The sequence below is a fragment of the Propioniciclava soli genome, assembly GCF_038502305.1.
Lineage (GTDB): Bacteria > Actinomycetota > Actinomycetes > Propionibacteriales > Propionibacteriaceae > Propioniciclava > Propioniciclava soli.
Genome location: NZ_CP115965.1, coordinates 3,046,624 through 3,066,549 on the forward strand (window position 1 = coordinate 3,046,624; position 19,926 = coordinate 3,066,549).

At 72.0% G+C, this 19,926-nt stretch carries 21 protein-coding genes and 1 pseudogene; 9 read left to right on the top strand and 13 right to left on the bottom strand.

What is annotated here, in order from left to right:
• Positions 1–91: 91 nt before the first annotated feature.
• Positions 92–748, top strand: a complete 657-nt coding sequence (locus PCC79_RS13745) for a helix-turn-helix transcriptional regulator (protein WP_232548315.1) — start codon at positions 92–94, stop codon at positions 746–748.
• Between the two features lie 90 nt (positions 749–838).
• Positions 839–2,266 carry a nitronate monooxygenase gene (locus tag PCC79_RS13750; RefSeq protein WP_342372167.1) on the top strand — a complete coding sequence of 476 codons (1,428 nt, stop codon included), beginning with the start codon at positions 839–841 and terminating at the stop codon, positions 2,264–2,266.
• A 33-nt stretch (positions 2,267–2,299) separates the two neighbouring features.
• Here the strand turns inward: PCC79_RS13750 and PCC79_RS13755 are convergent, their stop codons facing one another.
• The gene (locus tag PCC79_RS13755) at positions 2,300–2,482 is read right to left on the bottom strand and encodes a hypothetical protein (protein WP_342372168.1); all 183 of its coding nucleotides are present in this window, start codon (positions 2,480–2,482) and stop codon (positions 2,300–2,302) included.
• Between the two features lie 187 nt (positions 2,483–2,669).
• Here PCC79_RS13755 and PCC79_RS13760 point away from each other — a divergent pair, with 187 nt between their 5' ends.
• Positions 2,670–3,617, top strand: a complete 948-nt coding sequence (locus PCC79_RS13760; protein ID WP_342372169.1) for a pseudouridine synthase — start codon at positions 2,670–2,672, stop codon at positions 3,615–3,617.
• Here the strand turns inward: PCC79_RS13760 and purB are convergent.
• The 4 genes from purB to PCC79_RS13780 all read right to left on the bottom strand — a co-directional run bounded on the left by purB (position 3,593) and on the right by PCC79_RS13780 (position 6,990).
• Positions 3,593–5,023, bottom strand: a complete 1,431-nt coding sequence (gene purB / locus PCC79_RS13765; RefSeq protein ID WP_232548311.1) for an adenylosuccinate lyase — start codon at positions 5,021–5,023, stop codon at positions 3,593–3,595. The two genes, PCC79_RS13760 and purB, sit on opposite strands and share 25 nt — an antisense overlap.
• A gap of 116 nt (positions 5,024–5,139) precedes the next feature.
• A complete protein-coding gene (locus PCC79_RS13770; protein ID WP_232548310.1) occupies positions 5,140–5,775 on the bottom strand; it encodes an ABC-2 transporter permease in 636 nt (211 codons plus the stop codon).
• Positions 5,768–6,595 carry an ABC transporter ATP-binding protein gene (locus PCC79_RS13775; protein ID WP_342372170.1) on the bottom strand — a complete coding sequence of 276 codons (828 nt, stop codon included), beginning with the start codon at positions 6,593–6,595 and terminating at the stop codon, positions 5,768–5,770. The genes PCC79_RS13770 and PCC79_RS13775 overlap by 8 nt, the downstream gene beginning before the upstream one ends.
• Positions 6,592–6,990 (bottom strand): GntR family transcriptional regulator, encoded by a 399-nt coding sequence (locus tag PCC79_RS13780; RefSeq protein WP_232548308.1) that lies wholly within the window; start codon positions 6,988–6,990, stop codon positions 6,592–6,594. The genes PCC79_RS13775 and PCC79_RS13780 overlap by 4 nt, the downstream gene beginning before the upstream one ends.
• 137 nt (positions 6,991–7,127) lie before the next feature.
• Between PCC79_RS13780 and PCC79_RS13785 the strand changes: the two genes are divergently transcribed.
• Positions 7,128–7,688 carry a DUF4232 domain-containing protein gene (locus PCC79_RS13785; RefSeq protein WP_342372171.1) on the top strand — a complete coding sequence of 187 codons (561 nt, stop codon included), beginning with the start codon at positions 7,128–7,130 and terminating at the stop codon, positions 7,686–7,688.
• Positions 7,689–7,719: 31 nt separating this feature from the next.
• Here PCC79_RS13785 and purD read toward each other — a convergent pair whose 3' ends face one another.
• Positions 7,720–8,997, bottom strand: coding sequence for a phosphoribosylamine--glycine ligase (gene purD, locus PCC79_RS13790; RefSeq protein WP_232548306.1), 1,278 nt, complete (start codon positions 8,995–8,997; stop codon positions 7,720–7,722).
• A gap of 176 nt (positions 8,998–9,173) precedes the next feature.
• On the opposite strand from purD, the gene PCC79_RS13795 reads away from it, so the two are divergent.
• Entirely contained in the window at positions 9,174–9,887 is a 714-nt protein-coding gene (locus tag PCC79_RS13795) for a M50 family metallopeptidase (protein ID WP_232548305.1), read from the top strand.
• Here the strand turns inward: PCC79_RS13795 and PCC79_RS13800 are convergent.
• From PCC79_RS13800 to PCC79_RS13815, 4 genes are all read right to left on the bottom strand, one after another.
• Positions 9,875–10,312: a thiol-disulfide oxidoreductase DCC family protein gene (locus PCC79_RS13800; RefSeq protein ID WP_232548304.1), complete on the bottom strand. Its 438-nt coding sequence runs from the start codon at positions 10,310–10,312 to the stop codon at positions 9,875–9,877. The genes PCC79_RS13795 and PCC79_RS13800 overlap by 13 nt on opposite strands.
• A 4-nt stretch (positions 10,313–10,316) precedes the next feature.
• On the bottom strand, positions 10,317–11,597 hold the full coding sequence (locus PCC79_RS13805; RefSeq protein ID WP_232548303.1) for an adenylosuccinate synthase: 1,281 nt from the start codon (positions 11,595–11,597) through the stop codon (positions 10,317–10,319).
• A 103-nt stretch (positions 11,598–11,700) separates the two neighbouring features.
• Positions 11,701–12,153, bottom strand: coding sequence for a DUF3151 domain-containing protein (locus tag PCC79_RS13810; RefSeq protein ID WP_232548302.1), 453 nt, complete (start codon positions 12,151–12,153; stop codon positions 11,701–11,703).
• Between the two features lie 26 nt (positions 12,154–12,179).
• The gene (locus PCC79_RS13815) at positions 12,180–12,473 is read right to left on the bottom strand and encodes a hypothetical protein (RefSeq protein WP_232548301.1); all 294 of its coding nucleotides are present in this window, start codon (positions 12,471–12,473) and stop codon (positions 12,180–12,182) included.
• Positions 12,474–12,561: 88 nt separating this feature from the next.
• On the opposite strand from PCC79_RS13815, the gene PCC79_RS13820 reads away from it, so the two are divergent.
• The 4 genes and pseudogenes from PCC79_RS13820 to PCC79_RS17440 form a co-directional block, all read left to right on the top strand.
• Positions 12,562–12,801, top strand: coding sequence for a helix-turn-helix domain-containing protein (locus PCC79_RS13820; protein ID WP_342372172.1), 240 nt, complete (start codon positions 12,562–12,564; stop codon positions 12,799–12,801).
• A gap of 3 nt (positions 12,802–12,804) precedes the next feature.
• On the top strand, positions 12,805–13,755 hold the full coding sequence (locus PCC79_RS13825; protein WP_232548299.1) for a hypothetical protein: 951 nt from the start codon (positions 12,805–12,807) through the stop codon (positions 13,753–13,755).
• An 81-nt stretch (positions 13,756–13,836) separates the two neighbouring features.
• Positions 13,837–14,835: a TRAP transporter substrate-binding protein DctP gene (gene dctP, locus PCC79_RS13830; RefSeq protein WP_232548298.1), complete on the top strand. Its 999-nt coding sequence runs from the start codon at positions 13,837–13,839 to the stop codon at positions 14,833–14,835.
• Positions 14,836–15,576: 741 nt separating this feature from the next.
• Positions 15,577–16,305: pseudogene (locus tag PCC79_RS17440) on the top strand (transposase); the annotation flags it as partial.
• 691 nt (positions 16,306–16,996) lie between these two features.
• Here the strand turns inward: PCC79_RS17440 and fbaA are convergent.
• From fbaA to PCC79_RS13850, 3 genes are all read right to left on the bottom strand, one after another.
• The gene (gene fbaA, locus PCC79_RS13840) at positions 16,997–18,016 is read right to left on the bottom strand and encodes a class II fructose-bisphosphate aldolase (protein WP_232550092.1); all 1,020 of its coding nucleotides are present in this window, start codon (positions 18,014–18,016) and stop codon (positions 16,997–16,999) included.
• A gap of 102 nt (positions 18,017–18,118) precedes the next feature.
• Positions 18,119–18,904 (bottom strand): hypothetical protein, encoded by a 786-nt coding sequence (locus PCC79_RS13845; RefSeq protein WP_232550093.1) that lies wholly within the window; start codon positions 18,902–18,904, stop codon positions 18,119–18,121.
• A 361-nt stretch (positions 18,905–19,265) separates the two neighbouring features.
• A complete protein-coding gene (locus PCC79_RS13850; protein ID WP_342372174.1) occupies positions 19,266–19,865 on the bottom strand; it encodes a TetR family transcriptional regulator in 600 nt (199 codons plus the stop codon).
• Positions 19,866–19,926: the final 61 nt, after the last annotated feature.

The window sequence follows — 19,926 nt, forward strand, 5'->3', positions numbered from 1 at the left end:
GGTCGGTTCCCGCGTCCGGACGGGAACCGACCCGCGTCAATTATTACATATCTCTGTGTAACTTTTCGTGGGCCCGGCCTAGACTGCGGTCATGGACGAGGAGCTGGGGCCCGCCCCGACGCCGACCGGCGCGCTCTCCCCCGCGCGCGCCCGCGTCGCCCGGGCCCTCGGGCACCGGGGCCCCGGCGTGGCGCTGGCCGATCTCGCCGACGAGCTGGGCGGCCACCCCAATGCGACGCGCGCCCACCTGGACGCGATGGTCGCCGAGGGCCACGCCGAGACCGCGGAGCGGCAGGGGGCCGGGCGCGGGCGTCCGGCCCGGGTGTACACCCTGACGGCCGCCGGACGCCGCGCGCTCGCCGGCCCGGTCGCACCCGTCAGCGAGGTGCTGGACGCCGTCGTGGCCCACCTCGCGCACGAGCCGGACGCCGCCGCCCGCGCCCACGCGATCGGCCGGGCCTGGGGGGCGTCGCGCCGCGGCGACGCCGCCGACCTGCTGGCCACGCTCGACGCACTGGGCTTCAGCCCCGACCCGGCCGGCGGCGGCCCGTCCGCCCTCATCCGGCTGCGCACCTGCCCGATGCTGGCGTCGGCGCGGGCCCATCCCGACGTGGTGTGCGGCATGCACGCCGGCCTGGTGCAGGGCGCGCTGCCGGAGGCGGCGGACGGCCTCCGCGTGGTTCCGTTCGCCGAGCCCGGCTGCTGCTGGGTGGAGTTCGACGGCACCCCGGGGCGACCTCGCGACTAGGCGCGTCACCCCCGCCGGGGTGGTGCACCCGTCGATACTTTACGGTACCGTAGCTTTTGTTCGTTCCCGGCTACCGTGAGGCTCCTACCCATGGATCGATCCCGCCCGCCCATCATCCAGGGAGGCATGGGCGTCGCCGTTTCCTCGTGGCGCCTCGCGAACGCCGTCGCCCGCGCCGGGCAGATGGGCGTCGTCTCCGGCACGGCGCTCGACGGCGTCGTGGCCCGCACGTTGCAGGACGGCGATCCCGGTGGCCACGTCCGCCGCGCGCTCGCCCACTTCCCCAGCCGGGCCATCGCGCAGCGCGTCCTCGACACCTACTTCCTCGAGGGCGGACGCCGCCCCGGCCAGCCCTACCGCCCGCACCCCACGCTCACCATCTCCCCCAGCCGCCCCGCGGTCGAGCTGGCGCTGGCCGGCAACTTTGCCGAGGTGTGGCTGGCGAAGGAGGGCCACGACGGGGTGGTCGGCATCAACTTCCTGGAGAAGATCCAGACCGCGACGCTCTCGGCGACGCTGGGCGCCATGCTCGCCGGGGTCGACTACGTGCTGATGGGCGCGGGCATCCCCAAGGAGATGCCGCGGGTCATCACCGAGTTCGCGGCCGGCCGGACGGGCCGGCTCACCATCGAGGTCGCCGACCAGACGAAGGCCCACGTCGCCGAACTCGACCCGGTCGCCCACCTCGGCGACGAGCTGCCCGAGTTCACGCGCCCCGATTTCATCGCGATCATCTCGCTGCACGTGCTCGGCGGCTACCTCGCCCGCGACCCCGAGATCCGGCCCGACGGGTTCGTCGTCGAGGGGCCCGTGGCGGGTGGTCACAGCGCGCCACCGCGCGGCAAGTTCGGGCTCGACGAGGACGGCCAGCCGATCTACTCGCCCAAGGACGAGGCCGACATCGCCAAGATGGTCGACCTGGGCCTGCCGTTCTGGCTGGCCGGGGCGTGGTCGACGCCGGAGCGCGTGGCCGCGGCGCAGGCGTCCGGAGCCCAAGGCGTGCAGTGCGGCACCGTGTTCGCGCTGGCGTCCGAGTCGGGCCTGAGCGACGAGCTGCGCGCCAAGCTGCTGGCCGACCTGGAGGCCGGGACGCTGGTCGTCCGCAACGACCCGCGGGCCTCGCCGACGGGGTTCCCGTTCAAGGTGGCGCAGGTGGAGGGCACGTTGTCGCAGCCCGAGGTGTACGCCGAGCGGCCCCGCATCTGCGACCTCGGCTACCTGCGTGCGCCCGCGGAGCGTCCCGACGGGTCGATCGTCTACCGCTGCGCGTCCGAGCCGGTGCACATGTACGAGCGCAAGGGCGGCGACGTGGCCGACACGGTGGGCCGCAAGTGCCTGTGCAACGCCCTGTTCGCCAACATCGGCATGCCCCAGGTGCGCAAGAGCGGCTACGTCGAGGAGCCGGCCCTGACCCTCGGGCAGGACCTCACGGCCGCCCACGCCCTGCTCGAGCTGTACCCCGACGGCTGGTCCGCTCCCCAGATCATCGACTGGCTGCTGTCCGACGTGGCGGCCTGAGGGTTCGCTCCCGTTTGGGGGGGGCTCGGCGGCTCAGTCGTCGCGCGCGGCGGGCTGACGCGGGGAGGCGTCCTCGCGCTCGAGGCGGCGCCCGGGCCGCCCGGGCCACAGGGCACCGGCCAGGATCAACCCCAACCCGAGCGCGATGAAGTTGAGGTTCTCGGCGGCCGAGAGCAGGTTCAGCACGAGCACGATGAGCCCGGACAGGATCGCCATCTCCCTCATTGGCTGGCTCCGCATCGGCTGGTTCCGCATCGTTTCCCCCTCGGATCGTGGCCGGCTCCACGATATTGGCCTGACCGGCCGGGGAGCGAGGTCAGGCAGACAGTCGCAGACCCCGCCCCCACCCCCTGGACGCCGCCGGACACGCCCACCGGCGCCGGACCGTGCCACGCTGGTGGCCATGGGACGCCGCCGCGCACGCTCGCCGCTGCCCCCGCGCGACGGGTTGGACGCCGTGTGGGTGCGGACGCCGGCGCGCGTCGGCTCGGCACCGAACCCGTGGCCCACGCTGCCCGCCTTCCTCCGCGACCGGCTCCCCGCGGTCGTCCCCGTCGACGCCTGGGTGGCGGCCGGCCGGTTCGCCACCGCGGCCGGGACACCCGTGGCGTCCGACACCCCGTACACCCCCGCGACGCTGGTGTGGTTCCACAAGGATCCGACCGAGGAGCAACCGCCCGCGCCGCTCGCCGTGCTGCACGCCGGGGAGCGCCTCGTGGTCGTCGACAAACCGCATTTCCTCGCCACGATTCCCCGGGGCGCCTTCGTCCGGCGCAGCGCGCTGGTGCAGGCCCGCGTCCAGCTCGGGCTCCCGGAGCTGGCACCGGCCCACCGGCTCGACCGGCTGACCGCCGGCGTCCTGGTGTTCACCACCGAGCCGCGCTGGCGGGCGGCGTACCAAACCCTGTTCGCCGATCGAGCCGTGCGCAAGACCTACGAGGCCCTCGCCCCGAGCCTCGACCTCGCGGGCCCCCTCGAGATCCGCAACCACCTCGTCAAACGACGCGCCTCGCGGCAGGTCGAGGTCGTCCCCGGCGCCGCACCGAACGCCGAGACCCGAATCACCCTCCTCGAACGGCGCGACGCCCTCGCCCGCTACCGCCTCGAACCGGCCACCGGTCGGACGCACCAGCTGCGCGTCCACCTCGCCGGCCTGGGCGCACCGATCGTGGACGATCCGCTCTACCCCGACGACCGCCTCACCGACGACGCCCCCGAGGATCCGGCGCGCCCGCTTCGCCTCCTGGCCCAGCGGATCGATTTCACCGATCCGGTGGACGGAACCCACCGCACGTTCACCTCACGGCACGAGCTGGCCTGGCCGGATCAGAGCACCGCCCCCGGCTTGTAGGCCGCGGCCTGCGGGTGGAGCGCCGCCATCTCCTGGACGCGTTGGGCCAGCTGGTTGACCTGGGACGCCGCCGATCCGGTGAGCTCGAGGGGGTGCGCGATGGCCTCATCCAACGCCTCGCGGGCGATGCCGAGGCGCGCGTCGGCGGCCAGCCGGTCGAGCAGGTCGTTCTCCTTCTGCCCCTGCCGCATCGCCAACGCCACAGCGACGGCATGCTCCTTGATCGCCTCGTGCGCCTGCTCGCGCCCCACGCCGTGCCGGACGGCCGCCATGAGCACCTTCGTCGTCGTGAGGAACGGCAGGTAGCGCTGCAGCTCGGCCTCGATCACCGCCCCGAACGCGCCGAACTCGCCCAGCACGGTCAGGAACGTCTCGAACAGCCCGTCGAGGGCGTAGAAGGCGTCCGGCAGCGCGATGCGCCGCACCACCGAGCACGAGACGTCACCCTCGTTCCACTGGTCGCCCGCCAGCTCGCCCACCATGGAGGCGTAACCGCGCAGCACCACCGCGAGGCCGTTGACGCGCTCGCACGAGCGGGTGTTCATCTTGTGCGGCATGGCGGACGACCCCACCTGCCCCTCCGCGAACCCCTCGGTCACCAATTCAGCACCGGCCATGAGCCGGATCGACGTCGCCACGTTGGACGGCGCCGCGGCCACCTGCACCAGGCAGGTCAGGGCATCCACGTCGAGCGAGCGCGGGTACACCTGACCCGTCGCCGTCAGCACCCGCTCGAAGCCCAGGTGGCGGGTGACGCGCTCCTCGAGCTCGACGAGCTTGGCGTCGTCGCCGCCCAGCAGATCCAGCATGTCCTGCGCCGTGCCGACCGGCCCCTTGATGCCGCGGGCCGGGTAGCGCCCGATGAGATCATCGAGCCGCTCGTACGCCACGAGCAATTCATCGGCTGCGGTCGCGAACCGCTTGCCCAGCGTCGTGACCTGCGCCGCGACGTTGTGCGAGCGCCCCGCCATGGGCACGTCCCGGTGCTGCACCGCGAGGCTGGTGAGCGCCGTCAGCACCGTCACCACGCGCTCGCGCACCAGCTTGAGCGCGCTGAGCACCTGGAACTGCTCGACGTTCTCGGTGAGATCGCGACTCGTCATGCCCTTGTGCACGTGCTCATGCCGGGCCAGGGCATTGAATTCCTCGATGCGAGCCTTCACGTCATGGCGCGTCACCCGCTCGCGCGCGGCGATGCCGGCCAGGTCGACGTTCTCGACCACCGCGCGGTAGTCGGCGATCACGGCGTCCGCGTCGTCACCGCCGAAGTCGACGCCCAGGTCGCGCTGCGCCTCCAACACCGCGAGCCACAGCTCGCGTTCGGCCACGATCTTGCGCTCGGGGCTCCAGATGTCGCGCATCGCGGGCGACGCGTACCGGGTGGCCAGCACGTTCGGGACGGTCATGGGGCAGCTCCTGCCAGGGGGACGATCGCTAGGACGCGCACCATCTTCCCACGGGCGGGGCAGACGCAGGAGCCGGCCCAGTGCGGCGTCCGGACGCGAGCGGCCGGCGTCCGACGTCAGTGGTCCTGCCGCGTGTACACGCCGATCGACACGACCAGGGACGCCGCCTGGGCGAGCACCCCCGCGCCGAGCACCCACCACGACGCCTCCGGACCCACGCCCGCGAGGCCCCGCAGGGCGCCCGCCAGCACGGGGTTGTCGCCGAACGCCAACAGCCCGCCGATGACCGTCGCGACCACCACCAGGGTCACCAGGCCGCCGGTCCGCGTCCCCCAGGCGACATACGCGGGCGTCACGAGCGCGAGCACGAGGAGCAGGGCTCCCAGGGTGCCGACCCCCTCGGCCACCCCGACCGCGGGTTCCGCCCGCACCCACGCGGCCACCCCGGCCGCGAGCGCGCCGAGCAGCACGAACACGCAGGTCAGCACGGCCGTGACCGCGTAGTGCGACACCATCACGGTGCGACGCCGCAGCGGCAGCGAGCCGTACAGCTGGGTGAGCCGGTGGTTCTCGATGGTCCCGAAGAGGTTGAGGCACACCATCATGGACGCCACCCCGATCATCGGCAGGGCGACCAGCGCGCCGTTCACCGCGACCAGAAAGCACACGACGAGCACGTAGATCGCGAGCATCTTGCGGGACGCCACGAGCGTGAGCAGGTCGAGGCGCAGCATGGGCGCCAGATCACGCATGGCGGGGCTCCTTCGCGAGGTGGACGACGATCTCCTCCAGGGTGGGCACCTCGGCGACGGCGCGGCGTCCGAGCGACACCGTGTCCTCGGTGGCCATCAGGCCCTGCCAGCCCACCCCGTGCTCCCGCAGGCCGTGAACCAGGGGTCGCAGGTCGGCGTCCAGCTCGGACGCCGCACCGCGCACGAGGCGGTAGCTGTCGACCAACTCGTCCCGCGTCGTGGAGGCGACCACCCGGCCGCGCTCGATGACGGTGACGTAGTCAGCGATCTTCTCCAGGTCGCTGGTGATGTGGGTGGAGAACAGCACCGAGTGACGCTCGTCCGTCATGAAATCCGCGAGCATCTCCAGCAGCTCGGATCGGGCGAGCGGATCAAGACCCGAGGTGGGCTCGTCCAGGATCAGCAGCTCGGCGGCATGGCTCAGGGCCACGGCGAGCTGCAGCTTCATGCCCATGCCCCGCGAGAGCTCCTTGACCTGCCGGGTGGGCTCGATGCCGGCCCAGTCGAGCAGCGCGCGGAACCGCTCCAGATCCCACGCCGGGTGGAACGGCGCGACGGCGCGACCGACCTGCGCGGCCGTCCACTTCCCCACGTAGGCCGGCTGGTCGTGCACGACGCCGACCCGATCGTGACCCACCAGGCGCACCGAACCCTCGTCGGCATGGACCAGGCCCAGCGCGATCTTGATCGTCGTGGTCTTGCCGGCACCGTTGGCCCCGACGAACCCCATGACGTACCCGCGGGGGACGACGAGGTCGAGGGGGCCGAGGGTGAAGCCGTCCCGGCGCTTGATGACGCCGGTCAGCTCAAGGGGATTCATGACTGCTCCTGTTCGGTGGAGGGGGTGAGGGCGGCGTCCAGAACCGCGTGGAGTTCGGCCGCGCTGAGGTCGACCAGCCGGGCCTGCGTGACCGCCTCGGCGAAGTGCTCCTCGATCTCGCGCAGGACGCGCTCGCGGACGAGCTCGGCGTTGCGCGGCAGCACGTAACTGCCCTTGCCGGGGACGTTCGTGACCAATCCCTCGGCCGCCAGATCGGAGTAGGCGCGGGTCGTGGTGATGATGCTCACCTGCAGATCGCGCGCCAGCCCCCGGATGGACGGCAGCGCCTCACCCTCGGCGATGTGTCCGAGCAGGATCGCGGCCTTGAGCTGGGCCTTGATCTGCTCGTAGATGGGCAGCCCGGAGGTCTTCGACACCACGATGTCGATTTGCATGCACCCTCCCTTGCTGTCTATATGCACTATAGACAGAAGATACAGGGAGTGGCAAGGAAAGACGAAAAAACGAGGGTGCCGCCCACCGGTGACCGTGGGCCGATGCTTCCGTCCGCGAAATGGGACACGCTGGTGCCGTGCACCACCTCACCCGAACGACTCTCAGCGGCTGCGCGGTCATCCTTGCGCTGGGCGCGGCGATCGGCCTGTCCGGGCTCAACCGGCCCACGCCCGAGCCCTTGCTCCCCCCTGCCTCAGCCCCCGAGGCGGCCCGGGGTAGCGGGGTCGACATCGCGATGACGCAGCGCCGCGACGAGTGGTCGCCAGTGTGTGCGACGACGGGTGAGCCCCTCATCGACTTCTCCCCCGTCGACCACGGCCAAGGCGTGCACCGCATGACGCTGACCGCGCACAACTGCTCTGACCAGCCGGTCACCCTCACCGAGCCGGCCATGTGGTTCGGCGGCCGTGAGGGGCTCACCGATCCGCTGCGCCTGGACGCCGGCCGCACCGAACTCACCCCGCTCACCCTGGAGCCGCAGGCGTCGGCCACCGCGGTGCTCACCTGGGAGTCCGCTCCCGGCGAGGTCGGAACGGTGCTCAGTATCCGTTTACCCGATGTCGGCGAGGGCGAGCTTCAGGACGACCTGGCGCTCGGCCCCACCTCGCGGGTGTGGCTGTCGGGCTGGCTGCGGTGACCCCGACCGGCCCGGGGTGCCGCCGCCCCGCCTAGAGCTGCCGCGTCGGGATCTCCCCCGCCGCGGCGCGGGCGGCGATGTCCGAGCGGTGGAATAGCGTCGGCGCGTCCAGACGACCGATGGCGTCGTAGGCACCGTCGCGGGCAACGGCGAGGTCGGCCCCCGTCGCCACCACCCCCAGCACTCGGCCGCCCGCGGCGACCAGGTGGCCCTCGGAGTCCTGCGCGGTGCCGGCATGGACGATGTGGACGTGGCCGTCCGAGCCGAACAGGCGCGGGCCGGCGATGACCCCGCCCCGCGCGGGCACGCCCGGGTAGCCGTCGGCGGCGAGCACCACGACCACGGCGGCGCCGTCGGCCCAGCGCAGCTCACCGATGGTGTCGAGCCGGCCGCGGGCGGCGGCGTCCAGCACCTCCCCGAGGGGTGAGTGCAGCAGCGACAACACCGCCTGGGTCTCGGGGTCGCCGAAGCGGCAGTTGAACTCCACCACCCGCAGCCCGCGGGAGGTGAGCGCGAGCCCGGCGTACAGCAACCCCTGGAAGGGCGTCCCGCGCGCGGCCATCGTGGCCACCGTGGGCTCGACGACGTCGCGCATGATCGCGTCGACCAAGCCCTCGGGCGCCCACGGCAGCGGCGTGTAGGCGCCCATGCCGCCGGTGTTCGGGCCGCTGTCGCCGTCGCCGACGCGCTTGAAATCCTGGGCGGGCTGCAGCGGCAGGCAGGTCGTGCCGTCGGTGATCGCAAAGAGACTCACCTCCGGGCCGTCGAGATACTCCTCCACCACCACCGGGAGCGAGCCCTCGGCGTGCTCGAGCGCGGCGTCGCGGTCGTCGGTGACGATGACACCCTTGCCGGCGGCGAGCCCGTCGGCCTTGACGACGTGCGGGGCGCCGAATCGGTCGAGGGCGTCGGCCACCTCGCCCAGGGTGGTGCAGTAGGCCGAGGCGGCGGTCGGTACCCCGGCCTGCGCCATCACGTCCTTGGCGAACTGCTTCGACCCCTCGATGCGCGCCGCCTCGGCCGACGGGCCGAAGCAGGCGATACCCGCAGCACGCACGGCATCGGCGACGCCGGCCACCAGCGGCGCCTCCGGCCCGACGACGACCAGCGTGGCGCCGAGGCTGCGGGCCAGCTCCACCACGGCATCGCCCGAGGTGGCGTCCACCGGGTGGTTGGTGGCCACGGCGGCGGTGCCGGGGTTGCCGGGCGCGCAGTGCAGAGCAACCACCGAGGGATCGCGGGAGAGCGCGAGGGCCAGCGCGTGTTCGCGGCCACCGTTGCCGAGGACGAGGACGGTTCGTTCGGTCACCCGGCCAGCCTAAGGGGTCCGGCGAGACCGGTGATCACCGGCCCAGCGACGAAAAGGCGACACTCGATGTCGCACCGGTCACGGATTCACGCTCAGCGGCCGGCACGCGTGCGCATCGAGTGTCGCCTTTTCGTCGCCGACGCCCTCGCACAGCCTCGCCTGCTACATCTTGAGCCGTGCTCACCGACCTCTGGCAGCGCGCCAGCGCCACCCAGCCGCCCCTGCCCTGGGCGTGGACCGTGGCCTGGGCGGTGGTCGCGCTCGCGCTCGTCGCCGCGCCGCAGGGGTGGCGCGTGGTGCGTCACCTGGTGACCCTCATCCACGAGGCGGGGCACGCTCTGGTGGCGGCGCTCGCGGGTCGGCAACTCGGCGGGATCCGGCTGCACTCGGACAGCTCGGGGGTCACGCTCAGTCGCGGCCGGCCGCGCGGGCTCGGGATGGTGGCCACGGTGTTCGCCGGCTACCCCGCCCCTGCCGTCGTCGGGTTGGCGGGTGCCTGGCTGCTGGGCGTCGGGCACGCCGCAGGCGTGCTGTGGGCCCTGGTACTCACGTGTGCCCTGATGTTGGTGCTGATTCGCAACTGGTACGGCCTGTGGGTGGTGTTGGTCACGGGTCTCGGGGTGGCCGCGTTGTCGTGGTTCGCGCCCGCGGACGTGCTGTCGAGCGCCGCCCACCTGCTCGTGTGGGTGCTGCTGTTCGCCGCGCCGCGGTCGTTGGTGAACCTGCAGCGGGCGCGTCACAGCCGCGCTGATCGCACCAGCGACCCCGACCAGCTCGCCCGCCTCACCTGGCTGCCCGCCTGGTGTTGGGTGGGCTGCTTCTGGGCAGTCTGCCTCGCCGCCCTCGGCGTGGCCATCTGGCAGCTGGTGCCCGGGGCTCAGGGCAGCTGACAGGCGGCCGTGCCACCCGGCAGCTGATGGCGTCGCGCCGCGACCCCGCGGTAGACCCGCTCGGCGATCTGGCTCACCCCGGGAGCCGCCAGCAGCCACCCGAGCCCGCGCAGCCACCACGGTCCGGAGACCAGCGCCGCGGCGAACGCCGCCGCGCCGTAGCGCACCTCACCCGAGGCCAGCACCGCCGGAATCTCGCGGCGCACCCGGTCGGCGTCGATGCCCAGCACGGCCAGTTCCTGGGCCGCCACCGCTGCAGCTTCGTCGGCGTCTCTCCCCGCTCCCCGCCCGGTGGGCAGCGGCCGGACGCTGAGCCAGCGGCCCAGCCACGTGCCGACGCGGGTGCAGAAACCGCAGTCGGGGTCGTAGTAGAGCGTGGTCACGCCCCGGCCGGCGCCGGGCACCGACGCGTTCACCGGAGTCACGGCGTCACACCAGGTCGTTGATCATCACGACCTGCTCGCGGCCCGGGCCGACGCCAATGCCGGAGATGCGGCAGCGCACCAGCTCCTCCAGGCGCTTCACGTAGGCCTGGGTGGTGGCCGGCAGCTCGTCGAAGGAGCGGCAGGTGGAGATGTCCTCCGTCCAGCCGTCGAGGAACTCATACACGGGCGTGGCCTTCACCAGGTCGGCCATGAGGGCCGGGTAGGTGTCGACGCGGCGTCCGTCGATCTCGTAGCCGACGCACACCGGGATCTTCTCCCAGCCGGTGAGGATGTCGAGCTTGGTGAGGAACACGTCGGTCACGCCGTTGTACGTGCACGCGGCCTCGACCACCAGCGGGTCGAACCAGCCGCAGCGCCGCGGGCGTCCCGTCGTGGTGCCGAACTCCCCACCCTCGGTGCGCAGGCGGTCGCCGTCGGCGTCCAGCAGCTCGGTCGGGAACGGCCCCTCCCCCACGCGGGTGGTGTAGGCCTTCGCGATGCCGACGATGCGATCGAGCCGCGTCGGGCCGATGCCCGAGCCCGTGCATGCGCCGGCGGCGATCGGGTTGGAGGACGTCACGTACGGGTACGTGCCGTGGTCTATGTCGAGGTGGTGCGCCTGCGCGCCCTCGAAGATGACGAGCTTGCCGGCGTCCAGCGCGTCGTTCAGCTCGCGCGCGACGTCGCGCACCATGGGCCGGACGCGATCGGCGAAGCTCAGCAGGTGGTCGGCGACCTCGGTGGCGTCCACGGCGAGCTGGTTGTAGACCTTCACCAACAGCTGGTTCTTCTGCGCCAGCGCCGCCTCGACCTTGTCGCGCAGCAACTGCTCGTCCAGCAGGTCCTGCACCCGGATGCCGACGCGGTTGATCTTGTCGGCGTAGGCGGGGCCGACGCCGCGTCCGGTGGTGCCGATCTTGCGCTTGCCGAGAAAGCGCTCGGTGACCTTGTCGAGCGTCTTGTGATAGGGCGCGATCAGGTGGGCGTTGGCCGAGATGACGAGCCGGGAGGTGTCGACGCCGCGCGCCTCAAGGGCGTCGATCTCACCGAAGAGCACCTCAAGGTCGATCACCACGCCGTTGCCCAGCACCGGGATGCCCGGGTTCAGGATCCCGGAGGGCAGCAGGTGCAGGGCGTACGTCTCGTCCCCCACCACGATGGTGTGGCCGGCGTTGTTGCCGCCCGAGTAGCGCACCGTGTAGTCGACGGAGTCGCCGAGCTGGTCGGTGGCCTTTCCCTTGCCCTCGTCCCCCCACTGGGTTCCGATCACGACGATGCCAGGCATGCGTTGCCCTCCCTGCGCAAACAACAAGCCCGGGGCCGCAAGGTCCGCCGGGCTCTTACAGCGAAATGCTACCAAACACCCCCGGGGACGCCATCGCGCCTGATCAGAGCGTGAGGGGGCGCTCGGTCGTGAGGGCCGCGTAGCCCTCCTCGGACGCCTCGGTGAGGAACGCCACGCACCGCTCGTACTCCGGCAGCTCGCCGATGCGCCGGGCCGCGCACGCCAGCGCCCACAGGGCCCGCAGGAAGCCCTGGTTCGGCTCGTGCTCCCACGGGACGGGACCCTTGCCGCGCCAGCCGGCGCGGCGCAGCGCGTCCAGCCCGCGGTGGTAGCCGGTGCGGGCGAAGGCGTAGGCGGTGAGGTCCCCCTGCGGCGTCCGGGCCGACAGCGATCCCTCGGCGAGCAGCGCCCACACGAGCGGCGAGGACGGGTGCTCGGCGACGACGGCGAGGAAACGGGACTCCCCCGCGGCCACGATGGCGTCCAGGGCCGGGTCGGGGGGCAGGCGCGTCTCGCCGACACCATGGGCGAGCAGGAGGGTGCGGGCGTCGTTCACGCGAGCCAGCTTAGGTGGCGCCGACCTCAGACGAGGGCGTTGACCAGCGCGCGCGCCGCCTGCAGCGACAACCCGGGCTGGGCCTGCCGCAGGATCTTCATGGCGTAGACGGGGTCGCTGTCGGCATCCACCCCGGCCTCCCACAGGACGCCGAGCGCCCAGCGCCGCGCGTTGGGGCCGGGGTTGGGCCCGTCAGGGTCGTCGAACAGCTCGGCGAGTTCGGCGTGGGCCGGGCGCCGGTTCCGTCCGGAAGAAATCATCAGGAAGAGCAGGACGGCGAGCGCGAGCAGCGCGGCGACCTCGAGCGGACCGATCCTCATGCGTTGCACCTTACCTACACCCGAACCGGACGCCCGCGGTGAGCAACGCAGGTTGACACACGCCATGCGTCAACCTAGATTGACAGGCGTGATTCCCACCGAGGTCGCCGCGCTGGCGTCCGACACCACCGATCCGCGCCGCGGACTCGCCGCGGTGGTGTCCCTGCGCCGCCTGACCGACGCCCTCGAACTCGCTCAGGTCGAAAGCGCGCTGCGCGCGGGCCTGACGTGGGCCGACATCGCGGCCGAGCTGGGCGTCACGCGCCAGGCCGCGCACAAGAAGTTCTCCCGCCGGGTCGCCCCCGGCCTCGCCCGATCGAGGAAGTGAGCCATGAAGATCGCCCTGTCCATGCACTGGATCACCGCCGCCTGGCGCGAGTCGGCCCGCACCGGCGCCCGCGCGATCGACGTCGACCACCTCTACCTCGGGCTGCTCGCCCTGGGCGGGGCGGCCGCGCGCCTGCTCGGACGCCACGGCATCAGCCTGGCCTCCGCGCGGGAGCGGGCGAAGGAGGCCCAGGCGGACGGCGTCCGCGCACTCGGCCTCGATCCGACCCCCCTGGAGCTGCCACCCCGGCCGCTCACCGATCTCGGCGAAGCCGACGTGCAGTTCACCGCCCCGGCCCGCGCGCTGTACGACGACCTCGTCAAGGCGCCCGACTCCTTCGCCCTGCTCGTCGGGTTGCTGAAGGGCTCTGAGCAGGTCCGCCGCCTCGTGGACGCCGACGGCGTGGCGCCGAACGAGCTGGTTCCCGAGCTGCGTGCCGGGTCGGACGACCCGGTGCGCGCCGAACCCGTCCCACCCACCCCGGGCCTGTTGCCCGCGCCGGCCCGGGCCGTGCGCATCAGCGGGTTCGTATCGCTGCCTCCCGAGCGGTTGGCGGCGGTGCTGGCCGATCCGGTGTCGTTGACATGGTGGGCGTACGACCCCGACCGAGCCGAGGTCACCCCCGGCGGAGAGGCCGCCCGATTGCGCGTCGGGAGGAGCACGATGGGCGTCCGCTTCCACCTCACCCAGCGGGAATCCGAGGGGCGGCACAGCCTCGCCTGGCTGGAGGAGATCACCGATGGGGAGTTCGCCGGCCAACCGCTGCGGCACGACCGCTTCGAGATCGTGGCCGCGCCCGGCGGGAGCGAACTGACGCTGACCCGCAGCTATCGGCTGTTCCGGCTCTCCGGACGCCTGCTGGCGCCATTCACCGGCTGGATGATCGCGATCGGAACACGGCACACGCTGCAGATGATCGCCTACGGCGCCGCCGAGTCGCCGCAGGCGGGCTGAGGCGGTTGCCGCCTCCGGGCTGCACCGGGGCGGCGGCGCGCCGTACGATCGAGGGTGCAGCAACCCACGAGGAGATTCACCATGCCCCGCGTCACGCCCGTTCGCAGCCTGCCCGTCCTGGCCCTCGCCGCCGTCGCCGCCGTCGGGCTCCAGGCGTGCACGACCGGCCCGGCTCCCGCTCCGGAATCCGCCACCACCACGGTGCTGCGCGTCGGGCTCCCGGGAGGGGAGACCGACCCGGCGCACGCCGCGCTGACCGATCTCGGCCAGCGCCTGTCGGACGCGACGGAGGGCCGGTACAGCCTGGCTGTCGAGGCGGGCGGCGGCGACGTGGCGTCGCTGACGGCCGAGGACGGCGTCGCGCTCACCCTGGTGGACGGAGAGGAACTGGCTGAGATCAACGGCGACTTCGGCGTCTTCAACCTGCCGTACGTCTTCGACTCCCCCGCCCAGCAGGCCGACGTCCTGGGCGACGCCGAGCTGGTGGGCGACCTCTACGCATCGCTGGAGGGCGAGGGCGTCACCGTGCTGGGCGGGGCGTACGGCGGGGCCCGCAACCTGCTCGCCAACCACGCGGTGGCCGCCCCGGCCGACGTCGCCGGTCAGCGCGTCAGCGTCGGCCAGTCCGACCTTCAGGTGGCGGTCGTGGAGTCCCTCGGCGCCGTGGCCGTGCCGCTGGCGTCCGACCAGGTGGCCCCCGCCTTCGGCGCCGGCGCGATCACGGGCGCGGAGGGCACCCTCGCCGACTTCGCGTCGCTGGGGCTGGCGGGCGGCACGTTCGTCGCGCTCACCCAGCACCAGATGGTGCCCGACTATCTGGTGATGGACGCCGACACCCTCGCCGGCATGACCCAGGCCGACCGGGAGGCGCTCGTCGCGGCCGTGCCGGAGACGGTCGCCGCAGTGAACGAGGCCGTGACGGCGGCCGAGGTCGAGGCGCGCGCCACGGCGGAGGCCAACGGGGCGACGTTCAACGAGGTCGAGCCGCTGGCATTCGAGGCGGCGCTGTCTCCGGTCGCCGAGCCGGTGGTCACGACGCCCGAGCGTCGGGCTCTGTACGACGCGGCGTCCGCGCGCTGACACACCTGCGGGCTCGGCGGGTCGGGCTCTTGCAGGGTCCGGTCACGGGCCAGGACGCCCGGCGTGCGGGTGCCCCGTGTCGCAGCGGTCGCCACCCTGTCCGAGCGGGCGCCTCCCTGTCCGAGCGGGCGCCACCCTGCCGCGAACCCACCTCCCCAGCGTTGCGCCCTGCGTGTCAGCCTGTTGTGGGACAGCGGGGTGGTGGAGAGGATTGATGATGGATAACGATGATGTTCCGTTCCGGCCGTCTCGTTCGAGCAAGTTCACCCCGCAGCAGCGTTGGGCGTTGTTGTTGGAGTATGACCAGTGTCTGGAACGAGGGAGTCGGGTGGCGTTTTGTCGGCGAATCGGGGTGTCGTCGTACACGATGAACTCGTGGGTGCAGCAGCGGGCGGCTGGGTTGATCACGGAGCCTGACCCGGCTCGTTCGCGTGGGGATCGGAGGGGCGTGTTGACGTATGAGGAGCGGCAGGAGCTGGAACGGCTCCGCCGGCAGAATGAACGCCTCAAGGTGGAGTTGGAGCAGTCCAGAGCGGCTGCTGACATCTTGGGAAAAGCTGCCGCGTTCTTGGAGGGGTTGGCCAAGAACGCGGATCAGAACCAGACCCAACCGGAGCCTCCACCGGTGCCGGGCCGGCCGGCGTGGCTGGCCGATTCCGACACCTCGAGTTTGCCCTCGATACCGCCACGTCCCTCGAAGGGGTTGGGGTGAGCGTGGTCCAGGCATGTCGCTGGCTCGGGGTGTCGCGGTCCACGCTGTATCGGTATCGCAACCCGAACCCGGCTGGTGGGGTGGTGGTGCCGCACGCGGAGCGGAACTATCCCCAGCGGCTCGCCCCTGCCGAGACTGAAGCTGTCGTGGCTAGGTTGAACGCTGAGGACGTGGCCGACATGTCGATCAGGGAAGGGTTCTACCATCTGCTCGATCGCGGGGAGTACCTGTGCTCGCTGGCCACGATGCACCGGATCATGCGGCGAGCCGGGCAGTCCACCGATCGTCGTCGACAACGGACCCGGACCGGTGTCAGGGGCCGGCGTCATGCGCCACGCCTGCACGCGACCGCGCCCCGGCAGGTGTGGTGTTGGGACATCACCAACGTGCAGGGCCCGGGACGGATCTGGTTCAAGCTGTATGTCGCGATCGATCTGTACTCCCGCTACGTGGTCGCGCACCGGGTCGAACACCACGAACGGCCCGACCTGGCCAAAGACATGTTCCAAAAGGCGTTCACCGACCAACACTGCGTTCCTGCGGTCATCCACGCCGACAACGGCTCCCCGATGCGTGCCGGCACCCTCACCGACATGTTCAGGTTGTTGCACATCACCACGTCCCACTCCCGGCCCCGAGTGTCCAACGACAACCCGTTCGCTGAAGCCGTCTTCAAAACCGTGAAGTACGACCTCGCCTACCCCGGCCGGTTCGACACCATCGACCAGGCCCAAGCCTGGTTCACCGCCTTCTTCGACCACTACAACAACCACCATCACCACGCAGGCCTGGCCGGTCACACCCCCGCCCGCGTCCATGACGGCACCTGGCCCACCACCCACGACCTGTGGACCACCACCAAAACCGCTTACGCCGCCAAACACCCCACCCGCCACCCCAAACCCCGAAAACCCCCACACCCCCAGACCACGTCTGGATCAACCAACCCCCAACCCAACTGTCCCAAACAGCTTGATTCATTCCGTGCAACGCTGGGGAGGTGGGCTTCGAGCAGGGGGGCGGTGCCACCGACAGGGGGGCGGCCGCAACGACAGGGAGTCGCAGTCTCAGCCAGGGTCGCGGCCGTCCGGGGCAGAGGAGCTCACGGCCCGAGCCGCCGTCGGCGCGCGATGCCGGCCCTCTGCCGACAGGCCATGCACAAGCCCGGCTTCTCGACGCCCCCGCACCCATCTCCGTCGACCACCCAGGCACAAGCACGCCTTCTCGACGCCCCCGCGCCGATCCGCGTCGACAACCCATGCACAAGCCCCCCTTCTCGACGCCCCAGGCCCATCCGCGTCGACAACCCATGCACAAGCCCGCCTTCTCGACGCGGTGGACCCCCGCAACGCCAACGACGCCCCGCTCCTGTGCGGAGCGAGGCGCCGTGGTGCGCGATCAGATCAGACGAACCACCCGATTCGGGCGGCGTCCGTCAGAGGGCACCGATCAGGCGTGCGTGCCGACCGAACCGAGGTTCTGGCAGGCCTCGACGATGCGCTGGGCCATGCCGGCCTCAGCCTGCTTGCCCCAGGCGCGCGGGTCGTACTGCTTCTTGTTGCCGACCTCGCCGTCGATCTTCAGCAGACCGTCGTAGTTGCGGAACATCCAGTCGACCACCGGGCGGCTGAATGCGTACTGGGTGTCGGTGTCGATGTTCATCTTGATGACGCCGTACTTCACCGCGTCCGCGATCTCCTCCGGCGTGGAGCCGGAGCCGCCGTGGAACACCAGGTCGAACGGGCGCTCCTTGCCGTACTCGGCGCCGACGGCGTCCTGGATCTCCTTCAGCACGGCCGGGCGCAGCTTCACGGCGCCGGGCTTGTACACGCCGTGCACGTTGCCGAAGGTCAGGGCCGTGATGTAGCGGCCGTTCTCACCGAGGCCGAGGGCCTTGGCGGTGGCCATGCCGTCCTCGATCGTGGAGTACAGCTTGTCGTTGATCTCGTTGGCGACGCCGTCCTCCTCGCCACCGACGACGCCGACCTCGATCTCGAGGATCTGCTTGTTCGCGGAGGTCTTCGCCAGGAGCTCCTCGGCGATCTGCAGGTTCTCCTCCAGCGGCACGGCCGAGCCGTCCCACATGTGGGACTGGAACAGCGGGTCCTTGCCGGCCTTCACGCGCTCGGCGGACACCTCTAGCAGCGGACGCACGTAGCCGTCCAGCTTGTCCTTTGGGCAGTGGTCGGTGTGCACCGCAATGTTGACGGAGTACTTCGCGGCCACGATGTGGGCGAACTCGGCGAGGGCCACCGCGCCGGTCACCATGTCCTTGACCTTCTGGCCGGACGCGTACTCGGCGCCACCGGTCGACACCTGAATGATGCCGTCGGACTCGGCCTCCGCGAAGCCCTGGATGGCCGCGTTGAGGGTCTGGGACGAGGTGATGTTGATCGCCGGGTAGGCGAAGCCCTTCGACTTCGCGCGGTCGATCATCTCCGCGTAGACGTCGGGAGTTGCAATGGGCATGGTTGTGGTCTCCTGCCTGGAACGTTGATTCTGGCTCCTCCATTCAACCGCATTTCCCCCGGCTCGGCAGCCCGCCCGTCCAAACCGCCCAGGAGCGGTCGCTCAGTCGTCCAGACGGGTCAGGTCGAGCCAGGCCCGTCCTCCCGAGAGGGCGCGGATGGCCCCGTCGATGGACGCCGGCGTGGCGGCCAGGTGGTCCAACGGCAGCGTGTGATTCGCCCCGGACGCCGTGCGCACCACGAGGCGCGCGCTGCCGCCAAGACGGCCGGGGTGGACGTCCAGCCCCGCGAGATCGGGCCAACGGACGAGGGTGTCGTCGAGGTACAGGCCGCCCCGGCCGATGCCGAGCGCGAGCCCCTCGTGCAGGGCGGCGACGGCGCGTTTCGCGCGGCGGAACTGCACCGCGGCCCACACGATCATCAGCACCGACACCCCGACGCTGATGCCCGCGATCCACCACGACAGCGGCCCCCACTGCCAGCCGAGCGCATTGTCCGGCTCGCGGGTGAACCACCACAGGGCCGCCCAGATGACGAGGCTGAGCACCAGCGACACGATGCGGCCACGCAGTGCACCGCGCTGCTTGTGCCACCAGGCGACGGCGGGGGCGGGGTCGAAGAACACCGGGTGGTCCAACGCCTCGCTGGGGATCGGCTCGGGTCGCTCCAAGGTCGCGACGGCTGTGACGGACGCCGCCGGCTCCGGCGCCGCGGCGGCCGGCTCCGGGCCGGGCACCGGCTGGGTGGTCGGCGGCGGCCAGTCACCGACCGGGCCCGACCGCGTGGGCGGGCCAAACTCCAAGGGGGGCCAGGCCTGCTGAACCTGCCCGGGCGGCAGCCAGGCGTGCATGCCCTGCTGCGGCGCCTGGCCGGGCGGCCAGGCCTGCATGCCCTGCTGCGGCGCCGGCCACCCCTGTTGGCCCTGGTGGGGCGGCGGCCATGCGTGCGTCTGCTGGGGCGGGGGCCACCCTTGCTGGGGCGGGGGCCACGCCTGCTGAGCCTGCTGCGGCGGCGGCCAGCCCTGCTGACTTTGCTGAGGCGGCGGCCACCCCTGCTGACTCTGCTGAGGCGCCGGCCACCCCTGCTGCCCCGGGGCGGGCGGCGGCCATCCACCCGGCGGCGGGGCGGGGGGCGGCTGACTCATGGCCGTCATGCTACCCAGCCGCTCCGACGATCCGGACCCGCGAGCCGCTCACCAGCCCGGGCCAGCCGCCACCAGCGCACGACGCCCCCTCCACGCGTCGGACGCCTCAGCGCCGCCAGTCGCCCAGCGCACCCTCCAGGGCACCCAGGGCGGCGTCGACCAGCGGCCAGCGGTGATTCTCCGGACAGCCCTCGTCGCGCCACTGGGCGCAGGCGGCGTCCAGGAACCCTAGGAATCCGACCAAGGCGTAGCCGTCGCGCGCGTCGTCGTTCGGCAGCAGGACGCCGCCCAGCCACACCAACCATTCGGCGCGCGCATCGCGGCGGGCGGCCGCGACGAGGGGCGGGTCGTCGGGGTGGGGGCTGAAGCCGGCGTGTCCCCCGTCCGCGGCCAGCGCGTCGAGCAGCACGACCAGCGCGCCGCGGACGCGATCGCGCGCGCCGGCGTGGTGGGCGGCGGCGTCCGCGGCGTCACGACGCGCGGCCAACCCCGCCGCCACGCGGCCCAGGGCGGCGGCGTACAGAGCGGGTTTGGTCGCGAAGTGCTTGAACACCAGGGCCTCCGACACCCCGGCAGCCTCGGCGACCGCAGCGACCGACATCTCCGGGTACGGACGCCGCGCGCGCACCTCTGCGGCGGCCGCGAGGATCGCTTCGCGCCGCTCCGCGCCGGCCAGGCGGGCTCGCGGCACCTCGGGCACAGTCACACCATCACCCTAGCCCACCAGGTGAGCTGGACTCACCACACCCGGTGCGCTAGCCTCGACC

Bases quoted from the DNA above. Each gene is read 5' to 3' on its own strand.
- PCC79_RS13745 (WP_232548315.1), top strand. From the start codon at position 92: ATGGACGAGGAGCTGGGGCCCGCCCCGACGCCGACCGGCGCGCTCTCC.
- PCC79_RS13750 (WP_342372167.1), top strand. From the start codon at position 839: ATGGATCGATCCCGCCCGCCCATCATCCAGGGAGGCATGGGCGTCGCC.
- PCC79_RS13755 (WP_342372168.1), bottom strand. From the start codon at position 2,482: ATGGCGATCCTGTCCGGGCTCATCGTGCTCGTGCTGAACCTGCTCTCG.
- PCC79_RS13760 (WP_342372169.1), top strand. From the start codon at position 2,670: ATGGGACGCCGCCGCGCACGCTCGCCGCTGCCCCCGCGCGACGGGTTG.
- purB (WP_232548311.1), bottom strand. From the start codon at position 5,023: ATGACCGTCCCGAACGTGCTGGCCACCCGGTACGCGTCGCCCGCGATG.
- PCC79_RS13770 (WP_232548310.1), bottom strand. From the start codon at position 5,775: ATGCGTGATCTGGCGCCCATGCTGCGCCTCGACCTGCTCACGCTCGTG.
- PCC79_RS13775 (WP_342372170.1), bottom strand. From the start codon at position 6,595: ATGAATCCCCTTGAGCTGACCGGCGTCATCAAGCGCCGGGACGGCTTC.
- PCC79_RS13780 (WP_232548308.1), bottom strand. From the start codon at position 6,990: ATGCAAATCGACATCGTGGTGTCGAAGACCTCCGGGCTGCCCATCTAC.
- PCC79_RS13805 (WP_232548303.1), bottom strand. From the start codon at position 11,597: ATGCCTGGCATCGTCGTGATCGGAACCCAGTGGGGGGACGAGGGCAAG.
- PCC79_RS13815 (WP_232548301.1), bottom strand. From the start codon at position 12,473: ATGAGGATCGGTCCGCTCGAGGTCGCCGCGCTGCTCGCGCTCGCCGTC.
- PCC79_RS13825 (WP_232548299.1), top strand. From the start codon at position 12,805: ATGAAGATCGCCCTGTCCATGCACTGGATCACCGCCGCCTGGCGCGAG.
- dctP (WP_232548298.1), top strand. From the start codon at position 13,837: ATGCCCCGCGTCACGCCCGTTCGCAGCCTGCCCGTCCTGGCCCTCGCC.
- fbaA (WP_232550092.1), bottom strand. From the start codon at position 18,016: ATGCCCATTGCAACTCCCGACGTCTACGCGGAGATGATCGACCGCGCG.
- PCC79_RS13845 (WP_232550093.1), bottom strand. From the start codon at position 18,904: ATGCAGGCCTGGCCGCCCGGCCAGGCGCCGCAGCAGGGCATGCACGCC.